The 12,478-nt window shown below is 63.3% G+C and carries 12 protein-coding genes; 5 read left to right on the top strand and 7 right to left on the bottom strand.

Going from position 1 to position 12,478, the window contains the following annotated elements; translation table 11 throughout:
- Positions 1–110 precede the first annotated feature (110 nt).
- A complete protein-coding gene (locus ACR9ZC_RS01690) occupies positions 111–689 on the bottom strand; it encodes an NnrU family protein (RefSeq protein ID WP_481578857.1) in 579 nt (192 codons plus the stop codon).
- A gap of 97 nt (positions 690–786) precedes the next feature.
- A complete protein-coding gene (locus ACR9ZC_RS01685; RefSeq protein ID WP_481578856.1) occupies positions 787–2,244 on the bottom strand; it encodes a M20/M25/M40 family metallo-hydrolase in 1,458 nt (485 codons plus the stop codon).
- 116 nt (positions 2,245–2,360) lie between these two features.
- Here ACR9ZC_RS01685 and ACR9ZC_RS01680 point away from each other — a divergent pair, with 116 nt between their 5' ends.
- Positions 2,361–2,672: a superinfection immunity protein gene (locus ACR9ZC_RS01680; protein WP_331566329.1), complete on the top strand. Its 312-nt coding sequence runs from the start codon at positions 2,361–2,363 to the stop codon at positions 2,670–2,672.
- 55 nt (positions 2,673–2,727) lie between these two features.
- Here ACR9ZC_RS01680 and ACR9ZC_RS01675 read toward each other — a convergent pair whose 3' ends face one another.
- Together ACR9ZC_RS01675 and ACR9ZC_RS01670 are read right to left on the bottom strand one after the other, a co-directional pair.
- A complete protein-coding gene (locus ACR9ZC_RS01675) occupies positions 2,728–2,994 on the bottom strand; it encodes a YodC family protein (RefSeq protein ID WP_173256800.1) in 267 nt (88 codons plus the stop codon).
- A gap of 526 nt (positions 2,995–3,520) precedes the next feature.
- Positions 3,521–5,173 (bottom strand): ATP-binding domain-containing protein, encoded by a 1,653-nt coding sequence (locus ACR9ZC_RS01670; protein WP_481578855.1) that lies wholly within the window; start codon positions 5,171–5,173, stop codon positions 3,521–3,523.
- A 105-nt stretch (positions 5,174–5,278) separates the two neighbouring features.
- Between ACR9ZC_RS01670 and ACR9ZC_RS01665 the strand changes: the two genes are divergently transcribed.
- Complete coding sequence (locus ACR9ZC_RS01665; RefSeq protein ID WP_481578854.1) at positions 5,279–5,905, top strand: glutathione S-transferase family protein; 627 nt, start codon at positions 5,279–5,281, stop codon at positions 5,903–5,905.
- Between the two features lie 34 nt (positions 5,906–5,939).
- Here ACR9ZC_RS01665 and ACR9ZC_RS01660 read toward each other — a convergent pair whose 3' ends face one another.
- The gene (locus tag ACR9ZC_RS01660) at positions 5,940–7,547 is read right to left on the bottom strand and encodes a PAS domain-containing hybrid sensor histidine kinase/response regulator (RefSeq protein WP_481578853.1); all 1,608 of its coding nucleotides are present in this window, start codon (positions 7,545–7,547) and stop codon (positions 5,940–5,942) included.
- A 284-nt stretch (positions 7,548–7,831) separates the two neighbouring features.
- On the bottom strand, positions 7,832–8,242 hold the full coding sequence (locus ACR9ZC_RS01655; protein ID WP_331566339.1) for a response regulator: 411 nt from the start codon (positions 8,240–8,242) through the stop codon (positions 7,832–7,834).
- 199 nt (positions 8,243–8,441) lie between these two features.
- On the opposite strand from ACR9ZC_RS01655, the gene ACR9ZC_RS01650 reads away from it, so the two are divergent.
- Positions 8,442–8,858: a hypothetical protein gene (locus ACR9ZC_RS01650; protein ID WP_481578852.1), complete on the top strand. Its 417-nt coding sequence runs from the start codon at positions 8,442–8,444 to the stop codon at positions 8,856–8,858.
- Positions 8,859–9,026: 168 nt separating this feature from the next.
- Positions 9,027–10,679: an alpha,alpha-trehalase TreA gene (treA, locus tag ACR9ZC_RS01645; RefSeq protein ID WP_481578851.1), complete on the top strand. Its 1,653-nt coding sequence runs from the start codon at positions 9,027–9,029 to the stop codon at positions 10,677–10,679.
- 42 nt (positions 10,680–10,721) lie between these two features.
- Here the strand turns inward: treA and ACR9ZC_RS01640 are convergent, their stop codons facing one another.
- Complete coding sequence (locus tag ACR9ZC_RS01640; protein WP_481578850.1) at positions 10,722–11,570, bottom strand: IclR family transcriptional regulator domain-containing protein; 849 nt, start codon at positions 11,568–11,570, stop codon at positions 10,722–10,724.
- Between the two features lie 218 nt (positions 11,571–11,788).
- Between ACR9ZC_RS01640 and ACR9ZC_RS01635 the strand changes: the two genes are divergently transcribed.
- Positions 11,789–12,472, top strand: a complete 684-nt coding sequence (locus ACR9ZC_RS01635; RefSeq protein ID WP_331566343.1) for a 3-oxoacid CoA-transferase subunit A — start codon at positions 11,789–11,791, stop codon at positions 12,470–12,472.
- Positions 12,473–12,478: the final 6 nt, after the last annotated feature.

The raw sequence follows: 12,478 nt of genomic DNA, 5'->3' as shown, positions 1-12,478 counted from the left end.
TACCGATTCGAGTGGCAGGAAGGCGGGAGAGGCGCCGGTGCGCGGCGCAGAGTGGCGTACGGAGCCGCCCGACGCAACGCCGGGCGTATGAGGGGGCAGAGCGCTGCGGCTTAGCCGAGGGGACGAACGCCGATCAGCCAGCCATGCAGAAGGAATGCAAAAAGCGCCCACGCGACGAGGCCGACCGCGGCCGTCCGCAAGTCGCCGGCCGCGGAGCCTGCGGCATATCGCACGCGGGCAAGCCGATCCCGGTGGCGCCACACCAGCAATCCGGCGGTGGCCCAGACGAAGAATGCACCGAACAGCACGAGCGCCTGAAGCGTTCCATTCGCGAGCAAATGGCCGACCGCCCATAGCGCGATCCCGGCGTACATCGGGTGCCCGACGATGCGCTTGATGCGGCTGCCGGGCACATAGGCGGCGGCAATGAGCACGAACGCCACTGCGACGATGAGCGCCGTCAGATGACGGACACCGGAAGGCGGCGCCCATAGCACGACGGGCGCGCGCCTGGCCATGCCGTATCCCACGACGATGAGCACGAAACCGGCGACCGAAACGATCGAATAGAGGCCCTTCCAACGGGTCTCGCCCAACCGGGCGAAGTTCGCGTTGCGCCAGGGCTCCGCGACGAGACGTAACGAGTGCATCCCAAGAAAGACGATCAAGCCAAGAATCAACGTCCCCACGTCGAACTCTCCACTATTTATTGTTTCGTTCGTATTTCGGCTCGCCCGATACGAACGGGTCGAGCATACGGTAGCGCGGGAAAGCGCTCGATCGGGATCAGGGTGCCGCGGCGACGATCTCGGCCATCGCCGCGGTCAGCCGCTTGGCAAACGGGACATGAAGGAATTCATTCGGTCCGTGCGCATTGGATTTCGGGCCCAGCACTCCGCATACGACGAACTGGGAGCGCGGAAATCCCGCCTGCAGGATATTCATGAGCGGGATCGTTCCGCCCTGCCCGATGAACGCGCACGGCGCGCCGAAGTGAGCCTGCGACGCATGCTGGAGCGCATCGGCCAGCCAGGGAACGAGTTCCGGCGCATCCCAGCCGTTCGCGGCGCTCGCCTCGGACTTGAATGTCACTCGCGCGTTGTAAGGCGGATCCAGTTCGAGCAGTGCCTTGAGATCGGCAACCGCCCGCGCCGCGTCGACGAGCGGCGGTACGCGCAACGACAGCTTGAACGCCGTGCGCGGGCGCAGGACGTTGCCGGCACTGGCGAGCGCCGGGAGCCCGGCCGCTCCGGTGACGGAAAGCGAAGGACGCCAGGTGGCATTGAGCAGCGCTTCGCGCGCGTCCGTCGTGACCGGCAAGACAGGCTTGCCGTCCTGCCCGCACGCCCAGGGCGCCGGTTTCCAGACCTCGTTGCCCAGGATCCGCGCCGTCTCCTCGGCCTCTCGCAGCCGGTTCTCGGGAATGGCGCAATGAAACGCCTGCGGCAGCAACCTGCCCGTCGCGGCGTCTTCGAGCCGCTCGAAAAGCTGGCGCATGACGCGAAAGCTCGACGGGACGATACCGCCGTACGATCCCGAATGCACGCCTTCGTCGAGCACCTCGACTTCGAGCGATCCGCCGACGAGGCCGCGCAGCGATGTAGTCAGCCACAGTTGATCGTAATTGCCGGCACCGGAATCGAGGCAGACCACGAGACCCACGTCGCCGAGCCGTTCGCGCAGCGCATCGACGTAGGGCAACAGGTCGTAGCTGCCCGATTCCTCGCAAGTCTCGATGAGGCCGACGCAGCGCGGCCGACCCACGCGCTGCGCATCGAGTGCCGCGAGCGCGCAGATGCTCGCATAGATGGCGTAACCGTCGTCGGCGCCGCCGCGCCCGTAGAGCTTGCCGTCCTCGTATTTCGGCGTCCAGGGCCCGAGATCGCTGCGCCAGCCCTCGAACTCGGGTTGCTTGTCGAGATGCCCGTAAAGGACGATCGACTCGCCGCTACCCGAACGCGTGGCAGGCGCCTCGAAAAAAATCACCGGCGTGCGCCCCGGCAGCCTCACGATCTCGAGCGTCAATCCGTGCACGCGCTGCGCCTCGGCCCAGGCCGCCGCATCGGCTACCACGCGCTCGAGATAGCCGTGCTCGGACCAGTTCGCGTCGAATGCGGGGCTCTTTGCCGGAATGGCGATGTAATCCGTCAAGGCGGGAACGATCTCGTCGTCCCACTTGCGCTCGACGAATGTGCTCAGGGCGCCGCGATCGAGCGGCGGTTGCGTGGCATCGGCTGCTGTCATGGCTCAGTGCACCGTCGCAATCGGTCAAAGCGCACATGATAGTGCCTGCCGCCGCGTCGTGCACGAACGCCGGGAACGCGCGACAATCGGCTCACTACCGTCGATTAGCGCGAACCATGCTCGATGAGATCATCGAAGGCATCGAAGTTTTCGCGGCGCTCGCGCTGTACTTCCTGCCGGCGATCACCGCCGATCGCCGGCGCCGCCGCGATGTTCTGACGATTGCCCTTTTCAACGCATGCCTTGGCTGGACCGGCTTCGGCTGGCTGATCGCGCTCTATTGGGCGACGCTGCCGAATCCCCCTCCCGGCGTCGAACACGAGGTGGTGCGCAAACGCCGCATGCACACGATGGTCGCATTCTCTCAAGCGCTCGCTGCGCGCGTGGCGCGAAGAGAGGCTCGCGACAGAACAGCTGAGGATCGGTGAGGTACGGACCGGGCACGCCGCCAGTGCGGCGCGCGCGGTTCAAGCGGAATGGGGGCTACGCCTGGGAGCGGGCCGAGCCGGCGTGTGCGCGAAGCCGGACGAGTCCCGGGGAGATCGAGCGCGGCTCGCGCGATAGTGCATCTTGCAGAAACTTTTCCTGGCGCAATTCGCCGTGCTCATCGAACCATTGACACAGCAACCAACTGCCGCCATCGTCGGTGGAGCCGACATGCGTGACCGTCATACGTGCACCGCCCGTCTTCAGCGTCACGACATCGCCGGAGCAAAATTGCTCCTGCCGATCGAATGATCCTGTATACATAGGTTTGCGCCCCGTCAAAAGTTATCGATCCGAATCGATAATGCCGGAATGTTCGCGGGCGAACGGAAAAGCGAATTATCGAAACAACCTGCTGTTTGCCCCCTCATCGATTAACGCAAGGGGTAGACAAAGATTACCCATAGAATTTTTATTCTACAAGCGGATTTAGGGTAATCCTGATGCTGGCGATTACCCTCGAGTCCCTATCCGCCGCAGATTCGCCTCTGCCCGCCGCGCCCGTCCAGTAGGGCTTGGAACAAGCCGCGGACGGTCGAACCGGCGCAACAATACTATTTTATGGGTACCCTTTCTCAGCTTATCGCATGTCCGACGAGGGACAATATACGTGGAAGCCAATAATCGTTTTTCGGAGCCGGTTACCGGTTTGATCTAAATCAATCGAGCGTGCGTTGCATTTGATTTCGAACGGATCAAATGATCGCCTCAAGTTTCATAGATGAACGCTCGATTTACGCGCGAGCAATGGAAACCGGTTTCCGCCCGAAACCGGGAATTTCCGGTGCGATCACTGCGGTACCGCGAGCGCTGCCGATGCGCGCTGCGATGCAACGACGATCAATTTCATCGTCGCCCGTGTGGCGCCGACGAAGAGCTTGCGAGCCGCGCGCTCGTCGAGCGCGTCAAAATCGACCTCGGTCAGGATCACGCAGGGGGCGGACTGCCCTTTGAAGCGGTATATGGATTCGAGCAGGACGTCGCCGTCGCGGTATTCAGGGCTGCCGAACAGGTCGTACTTGCCGGTGAAACTCTTCAGGCGATGGGGCCCGAGCTGATCGAGCACCGTAAACACCGAGCCTTCCCGGCCCCGGTAGGAAAGCACTGCGATGTCCTGCTTCCGGAAGCCCAGCGCCAGCGCCTGCGTAATCGCGCGCTTGGTCGCTTCGACGACGGCCGAGGGGGCCGAATCCTCGTAGGACGTCAAAATGACCTGCGAGCCGTCGAAGGGGCTGCCCGAACCGAGCCCCGCCGCGCGCGGAGCAGCGTCGCCAACCTTGTCGCGCACGTAATCGAGCACGTCGCGCGGGCTGCGGTAGTTCGTCGTTTCCGTCAGTACCGTCCAGCCGGGCAGCGCCACCGGCTCGCGCATATAGAGGTTCTGGAGCGGGTCTTCGAGCCACCACCATGCACCGCCGGGCCGCACGAGACGGGCGAGCGCCTCGACCCACGGCTCCTGGAAGTCCTGGCCCTCGTCGACGATCAGCACGTCGAAGCGCCAATGCTCACCGATCGGCGCTTGCGCGAAAACGGCCTCCAGACGCGCGAAAACGTCGGCGGACTGGAAGTCCGGAGCGCGGCCCACATCGCGCGCGATCCAATCGCAAAGCTGGTGGTAGTTCGCGACCTTCGCCCCCTCCGGGGCAACGCGTGCGATATGGTCCGCGAGCGGGCGATTGAAACAGACGTAGAGCGCGCGCTTGCCGCTCGCCGCGGCATCGCGCATCACTTGCACCGCGAGCTGCGTCTTGCCGGAACCGGCCGTGCCGATTACGCGCAACCGGAACGGCTCGAATTGAAGGCGGCGCGCCCACGTCGCCAATCCGCCCGAAAGCCGCGTGACGAGCGTGCCGGCCTGTCCGACCAGCGCGCTCGCATCGGGTGTCAGCGAGAGTTCGTCGGCAAGATAGTGGTGGATCTTCGGCGCGCAGGGCAAACGCGGCTCGTCGGCGGGCAACGCGTCGAGGATGACCGACACGAGTCTTTCCCTGCGCGGGGCGTCGACGATCCGCTCGGGCGCGAGTCCGGCAATCGCGGTGTCCTTCACGATATAGTCCGGACAATAAAGCAAGCCTTCGATGCCATAGGCCCCGGTGCCGAAGGCCGCGGTAAAGCGGCGATGCATCGTTTCGAGCGTGCGAGCCAGTTCGACCGAGACGTTGCGTTCCGTCTGCAGATAGACCTTCACGAGGCCTTTCGGCGTCTCGCGCAGAAAACCGGCCTTTTGCTCGACGAGCAACACGCGGCCGGCCGGACTCACGATCGCGAAGTCGGCCTCGCCGAAGACGGAGAAACTCCGATTCAATCGCGTCCAATGCACGCCGTGATAAACGGTGTAGCTCGCCGGCAGCATCGCTTCGAGCAGCGCAAGCGTCTCGCGCTCGCGCTCGGCCGCGCCGGTTGCGGCAACGTTCTTCCAATCGTCGGGAATCAGGCGGGCCATGGGGAACGGGTTCTCGCGTCAGGGTTCGAATTCGGCGTATTGTACAAACCGCGCGCGCCGGCTCCTTTGCGGGCGCCGCATTTTTTCACTGGGAGGCTTTTGAAGATGCTGAAGATTTGGGGACGTGCGAACTCGGTCAACGTGCAAAAGGTGCTCTGGTGCTGCGACGAACTCGGTCTGTCGTTCGAGCGCATCGATGCCGGCATGCAGTTCGGCCACGTCGACGATGCCGATTACCTCGCGCTCAACCCGAACGGACAGATTCCGACACTCGTCGACGGAACGTTCTCGCTGTGGGAATCGAACTCGATTCTGCGTTATCTGGCCATGCAATACGGCGCGTCGAGCTCGCTCTATCCGAGCGAACCGAAGTTGCGCGCCAGCATCGACCGGTGGCTCGACTGGTCGCTCTCGATGCTACAGCCGGCCGAACGCCCGGTTTTCGCCACCCTGGTGCGCACGCCGCCGGAAAACCGCGATATGGCCGCACTCGCGGCGAATCTGCAAACGCTCACGAAGCGATGGAAACTGCTTGACGAGCATCTCCAAGGCCGCTTTCACATCGAAGGCGACAAATTCACGATCGCCGATATCGTCCTTGGCGCCTTTGCGAAGCGCTGGTTCGGCCTCGAAGGCATCGAACGCCCGCCCATGCCGAGCCTCGAGCGCTGGTATCAGCGGCTCGCGCAGCGCGCGCCGTTCAAAAAACATATCGATCGACCGCTCACGTAAGCCTTCGCAGCGCCCTAGGTAGGCGCGATCAAGCCTACACACCGGGTTGCCCGGGCGCGGAACGCCGTTCGATCGCACGCTGCAGCAAGGCATCGACGAGCGGCAACTGCACCGGCTTCGTGAGATGGACATCGAAGCCTTCGTCGAGCGAGCGGGCAATATCGCTGGCTTGGCCGAACCCCGTCATGGCGGCAAATAGCGCGCGCCGCAGCCCCGGCGTCTCCTTCAGGCGGCGCATCACGGTGAAGCCGTCCGCCCCGGGCATCGCGATATCGACCAGCGCCACGTCGATGCGGGCGTTCTCGTGCGCGAACGTGAGCGCTTGGGCACCGCTGTAGGCCACATCGACGCTATGGCCTCTCATTCGCAGCAACATGGCCATGCTGTCGGCCGAATCGTGGTTGTCGTCGACGATGAGAATGGTCAGCGCCGGCTCGAGGTCCTTGGGGGCCGCAGCGCCCATGCGCGCGTCGTCGTTCGCCGCAATCTGCGCCCCGTAAAGCGGCAAGCGAATCGTGAAAGTCGCACCGCAACCGGGGCCATCGCTCGATGCGCTGATGGCCCCGCCATGCATCTGAACGAGCCACCGGCACAACGTAAGCCCGATGCCGAGCCCGCTTTCCGTGCGCTCCAGCCGGTGGTCCGCCTGCACGAAGAGATCGAAAATCGATTCGAGCGCTCCGGCTTCGATGCCGCATCCGTTGTCGGAGACGCGAAGAACGGCGAACGTCTGTCTCTCCTCGGTAACCGACACGACGATGCGGCCGCCGTGTTCGGAGAATTTCGACGCATTGTTGAGCACGTTCTGCGCAACCTGCACGAGCCGCGCCATGTCGCCGTTGACGACGACGCGCTCCTCGGGCACGTGAACGTCCACGCGTTGCTGGCGCAAGGCGACGTGCGGCCGGATCATTTCAACCGAGCGCGACACGACCTCGCGCAGATCGACCGGTGCGAGCCGCAGCGCGATCTTGCCCGTGGTGATCCGCCCGGCGTCGAGCAGATCGTCGACGAGTCGCGTCAAATGCGCGATCTGCCGGTCGATGAGATCGCGGCACTGCCTCAGTGTCGGACTGATGAGCGGCTCGAGCATCATGACGCTCAACGCGTTCGTCACGGGCGCCAGCGGATTACGCAGTTCGTGCGCGAGCGTCGCGAGGAACTCGTTCATGTGCTGACTCGCCGCTTCGAGGTCGCGCAGCCGCTTGCGCTCCGTCATGTCGCGCGTGACCTTCGCGTACCCGCACAGCTTGCGCACGCCATCCTCGTTCTTGTAGACCGCCGTGATGACGACATTGGCCCAGAACATCGAGCCGTCTTTTCGCACGCGCCAACCTTCGTCTTCCACCGAACCATCGGCGGCTGCCGCCGCGAGCTCCGCCGCCGGCTTGCCGCGGGCTACGTCCTCAGGGGGATAAAACGTCGAGAAGTGCCGACCGATGATCTCGTCGGCCCCATAGCCCTTGATCTTTTGCGCACCCGGATTCCAGCTGATGACATATCCATCGGCGTCCAGCATGAAAATCGCGTAGTCCTGGACCGATTCGATAAGAATCCGGAAACGCTCCTCGAAGGGCGCTTCGAGCGCAGACGGCACCGACGACGTTGGCCGAGCGTCCCAGGCGGGGAGATCCGAATGCATAAGCGACGACGATGAGAATTCGTTGAGGGCGGGCGCACGGTAGCGTATTGGATGACCCTTCAAGCATGATGTATGCCTATGCAATATCCGCCCGTCGCCGCAGTTGATGGCACTGCCGCAGGCCAACTGCTGCTCGAAAAAATACGGCCGCGGCGCGCTCGCCTTGCGCCGTTCGCACTCGCCCAGTGCGCGGCGTCCAATCGAAACGCAACTTTGACAGGAAAATTTGCAAAAACTACCTCGGACGCATAAAGGTCTGCGCGGCGCCCGTCTGGCGGTTGGCGCTAGTCCGTGGTGCGCTCGCCTATCGCGTCGGCCAACCATGCGACGAATTGCGCGGGCTGTATCGGCTTCGTCATGAAATATTGAAATCCCTCGCCGATACTGCGCAAGCGATAGGCGTCGCCGGAATGGCCGGTGACGGCCACCGCGACGGCGGGTGCCCGGTCGCTGCGGATTTCGTCGTCGCGCATGCGCTGGATCAGATAAAACCCGTCCATACCGGGCAAATCGATGTCGCACACCACCGCATCAGGCCGCGTGCGCAAGATGGCATCGACACCTTCCTCCGCATCGTGGGCGGTCACTACGCGCGCGCCCTCCGATTCGAGCAGGAGTGCCAGCGATTCCCTGCTGGCGAGATCATCGTCCACGACGACGATGCTGACCTGCTCCAGTCTCAAAGCTCCATTCATATGACTTGTGTCCGCCCGCCCATATCCGAAACCCTGCTTGGGACTCGCTGGCGGGAGGCAAGTTGCATCGAGCGCGGCGAACCCGCTTTCGACATTCAAGATTCGATCCAGGTCGATGGCCGATACGCCTACAATGACGGAACTGTCCGTGCCTCGCCTGTGCGCTCACGGCGAGTCACTACCGCGGGAGGAAACTGGAATGAACGACGCGTTCGAACGCCGGGCCCTGCTGCTGCATCTCGGCGCGGCTTTGCAGACGTTGAGCCACATTCTCGAGTACGAGCGCGGCGACGAAACGATCGGCGAGTTGATCGCAACGCAACAACTGCTCGCCGACGTTCCGTTCGTCGAATACGTCTTCGAACGCATGACGGTGCGTGAATTCGGTGCCAACGTGCTGCATGCCTTCTGTCTGTGGCCCCAACTGCTGCTCGACGATCCGCTCGATCGCGACGCGCTCGCGCTATCCGTGCGACACCATCTCTTCGACGGCAATCCCCGCGGTTGGGAAGCCTATTTGCGCGCGCTGCGCGAAGACGTCCCGTGGTTCGGCGAGGGCCTGGAACCCGACAGCCCATCCGCCTCCTCCGACGAAACCGGCATCGAGACCACCTGATTCGATCCGGCAGTTTTCCCGCATTCGAAATCGCCGCCTGTTTTTTAAAAGTCAGGCGGCGATTTTCTTTTATGCGCGATCTGGCAAAATCGCGTTGCCCCGATTCCGGGCACGACTACGAAAAAGAGGAGACCAGACGCGACCAATCGTCATCGATCAGGAGGAGCAATGTTCGCATCGTCCGAATTCCGTTGTTCTCGTCCGCGTTTTTCCCAAGCCAAACCATTCCCGCAGCATACCGTTTCGAAGCTCGCCGCCCTGCTGTTGCTGGTCGGGCTCGCCGGCGCCGGCCTGGCCCGCGCCGATGCGCTGGCTACGCTGCCGCCGCCCCCGTCCGAACTCTATGGCGATTTATTCGTCGCCGTGCAGACGCAGCAAATCTTCGACGACCAGAAAACATTCGTCGATGCCACGCCCAACAGCGATCCCGCCACTATCCTGCAGCTTTACGCGCAGCAAAAGAATCAACCGAATTTCGATTTAAAAAATTTTGTCCTCGCCAATTTCACACTGCCAACCGAGCCGCCCATCACACCGCCAAGCGGACAGTCATTGCGCGAGCATATCAACTGGCTGTGGCCGAAACTGACGCGCACGACGACGAGCGCCCCGCCCTTCAGCTCGCTGATTGCGCTGCCCAAGCCGTATGTGGTGCCGGGCGGCCGGTTTCGCGAGGGGTACTACTGGGACACCTACTTCACGATGCTCGGCCTGCAGGAGTCGGGGCACGAAGAGCTCGTCGACGACATGCTCGACGATTTCGCCTACGAGATCGACCGCTTCGGCCATATTCCCAACGGCAATCGCACTTACTACCTGAGCCGCTCGCAGCCGCCGTTCTTCGCGCAGATGGTCACGCTCGCCGCCAACAACGAGGGCCCACGCGTCTATCAGAAATATCTGCCGCAGTTGCGCAAGGAGTACGCCTACTGGATGACCGGCGAAAACGCGACGCAGCGTGGGCAGGCGACGCGCAACGTCGTGGTGATGCAAGACGGGACGGTGCTCAATCGCTATTGGGACGAACGCGATACGCCGCGTGACGAATCGTATCTGGAAGACGTGAAGACCGCGCAGCAGGTCACGTCGCGTCCCGCCAGCGAGGTCTATCGCGATCTGCGTGCCGCCGCCGAGTCGGGTTGGGATTTCAGCTCTCGCTGGTTCGGCGATAACCGCAACCTCACGACGATTCGCACGACGTCGATCGTTCCGGTCGACTTGAACAGCCTGATGTTCGGGCTCGAGATCACCATCGTCAAGGGGTGCGGCGTGGCGCGCGATTTTCGCTGTGTCGCCGAGTTCATCGGCCGGGCCAAGCGGAGGGCCGAAGGCATCAATCACTATCTGTGGAATCGCAACGGCTACTACGGCGACTACGATTGGCAGCTCGGCAAGCCGCGCGACAACCTTTCCGCCGCCGCGCTTTATCCGCTGTTTGCCGGTGTCGCATGGCCCGAGCGTGCGCAGCGCACGCTGTCGGCCGTCAACCAGAACCTGCTGAAAGAGCGCGGTCTCGCGACGACGACATTCGAAACCGGCCAGCAATGGGATGCGCCGAACGGTTGGGCGCCCTTGCATTGGCTGACGATCGAAGGCGCTCGCCGCTACGGGCGTGACGACCTCGCCAAAGACGTCGGCACGCGCTTTTTGGCAGACGTCAAACAGGTCTATGCGGCGCAGCAAAAACTGGTCGAGAAATACGTCGTGGAGGGTCCGAACGCAGGGGGCGGAGGTGGCGGTGAGTATCCGCTGCAGGACGGCTTCGGTTGGACCAATGGCGTGACGCTCAAGCTGCTCGATCTGTACGCGCCAGGACAGTGAAACGTGGGCGCGCGGAGCTGACGGGCCGCTCCGGCAGCTACCTCAAACGAGCAACAGCCCCAGCTCGCGCGCGCCTTCCCTCAACACCGGCAGGAAACGACTCTCCATTTCGGCCACGGAGATGCGCGCGGCCTGAACGCCGACATTGAGCGCCGCGACCACGCGACCGTCGGGCGCCTGGATCGGCACGGCGATCGAGCGCAGTCCGATTTCGAGCTCCTGATCGTTGATCGCATAACCGTTGCGCCGGACCGAATCGAGCGCCTCGCGCAAGCCCTCGCGCGTCACGATCGTGCGCGGTGTGTATTGAATCAGCTTGACGCGCTCGAAATACGCATCGAGCGCGTCGACACCCAGATGCGAAAGCAGTACCCGGCCCATCGACGTGCAGTACGCCGGTAACCGGCTGCCCACGTGCAAGTCGATCGTCATGATCCGCGAAGTAAAAGCTCGCGCGATATAAAGAATTTCATCGCCATCGAGAATGGCGACCGAACTCGATTCGTTGAGCGTATTGCTCATGTGCCGCAACACGGGCTGCGCCGCGTTGGCGAGCGGCGTCGACGCCAGATACGCATGACCGAGCGCGAGGATGCGCGGCCGCAAGGAAAAGTTGCGGCCGTCTTCGGCACTGACGAAGCCCAGCTTACCGAGCGTATGCAGACACCGCCTGACGGCCGCGCGCGGAATGCCCGTGCGCTGACTGATCTGCGAAGTCGTCAACACGCGGCGCTGAGCCGAGAAGGCCTGGATGACCGAGAGCCCCCGTGCCAGCGATGTCATGAAATCAGGGTCGGACTCGACTACCGCTGCAGCGCCCGCTTCGGGCTCGGCGCTCGCCTCGGTTTCCGGATCGGCCGGCCGCGAGCCGGTTTCTGAATGCGCAGACATCGCTACCCCCTGTTTCAATGGCCGAATTCTAGCCCATATGTGCGGCAATCGAACATCGGCGCACCGTAGATATGGTTTTTCCGCGTGCCGAGCCATGATTTGTTCGATCACCGAACAACTTTTCGATAATCGCCATTGACGCCGGGTGACGTGCCGCCCTACATTGACACTCGTCAACTCCGCCAGAGCACATGCTCTGACTCACCGGGCAGGCAACCATGATCGACAAAACCGTTACTTCGCTCGAAGCGGCCGTAGCCGGCATCTTCGACGGCGCGACCGTGATGATCGGCGGCTTCGGCACGGCCGGACAGCCGGCCGAGCTGATCGACGCGCTCATCGCGCAGGGCGCGAAAGACCTCACCATCGTCAACAACAACGCCGGCAACGGAGAACTGGGCTTGGCCGCGCTGCTCAAAGCGCGGCGCGTGCGCAAGATCGTCTGCTCGTTCCCGCGTCAGGCGGATTCGCAAGTGTTCGATGCGCTCTACCGCGCCGGCGAGATCGAGCTCGAGCTGGTCCCACAAGGCAACCTCGCCGTCCGCATCCAGGCAGCCGGTGCCGGTCTTGGCGCCGTGTTCACGCCGACCGGCTACGGCACCCTCTTGGCCGAAGGCAAGGAAACGCGCGAAATCGACGGCCGCCACTACGTGCTCGAATATCCGATCAAGGCAGACTTCGCGCTCATCAAGGCTCACCGCGGCGATCGCTGGGGCAACCTCGTCTATCGAAAAAGCGCTCGCAATTTCGGCCCGATCATGGCGATGGCCGCGACGACGACGATCGCGCAAGTCAGCGAGATCGTGCCGCTCGGCGCACTGGACCCCGAAGCTATCGTCACCCCGGGTATTTTCGTCAAGCGCGTGGTTGCCGTGGCCGGCAGCGCGGCGCTCGCCGCGTAAGGAGCT

Source organism: Trinickia sp. HAY1-2D (assembly GCF_056754935.1).
The sequence above is the reverse complement of the archived record's forward strand: the minus strand, read 5'-3'. Positions and strand labels throughout refer to the sequence as shown.

What these genes read in the sequence shown, in the direction of transcription:
- ACR9ZC_RS01685 (WP_481578856.1), bottom strand. Translation starts at nt 2,244, where the DNA reads ATGACAGCAGCCGATGCCACGCAACCGCCGCTCGATCGCGGCGCCCTG.
- ACR9ZC_RS01680 (WP_331566329.1), top strand. Translation starts at nt 2,361, where the DNA reads ATGCTCGATGAGATCATCGAAGGCATCGAAGTTTTCGCGGCGCTCGCG.
- ACR9ZC_RS01675 (WP_173256800.1), bottom strand. Translation starts at nt 2,994, where the DNA reads ATGTATACAGGATCATTCGATCGGCAGGAGCAATTTTGCTCCGGCGAT.
- ACR9ZC_RS01670 (WP_481578855.1), bottom strand. Translation starts at nt 5,173, where the DNA reads ATGGCCCGCCTGATTCCCGACGATTGGAAGAACGTTGCCGCAACCGGC.
- ACR9ZC_RS01665 (WP_481578854.1), top strand. Translation starts at nt 5,279, where the DNA reads ATGCTGAAGATTTGGGGACGTGCGAACTCGGTCAACGTGCAAAAGGTG.
- ACR9ZC_RS01660 (WP_481578853.1), bottom strand. Translation starts at nt 7,547, where the DNA reads ATGCATTCGGATCTCCCCGCCTGGGACGCTCGGCCAACGTCGTCGGTG.
- ACR9ZC_RS01655 (WP_331566339.1), bottom strand. Translation starts at nt 8,242, where the DNA reads ATGAATGGAGCTTTGAGACTGGAGCAGGTCAGCATCGTCGTCGTGGAC.
- ACR9ZC_RS01650 (WP_481578852.1), top strand. Translation starts at nt 8,442, where the DNA reads ATGAACGACGCGTTCGAACGCCGGGCCCTGCTGCTGCATCTCGGCGCG.
- treA (WP_481578851.1), top strand. Translation starts at nt 9,027, where the DNA reads ATGTTCGCATCGTCCGAATTCCGTTGTTCTCGTCCGCGTTTTTCCCAA.
- ACR9ZC_RS01640 (WP_481578850.1), bottom strand. Translation starts at nt 11,570, where the DNA reads ATGTCTGCGCATTCAGAAACCGGCTCGCGGCCGGCCGATCCGGAAACC.
- ACR9ZC_RS01635 (WP_331566343.1), top strand. Translation starts at nt 11,789, where the DNA reads ATGATCGACAAAACCGTTACTTCGCTCGAAGCGGCCGTAGCCGGCATC.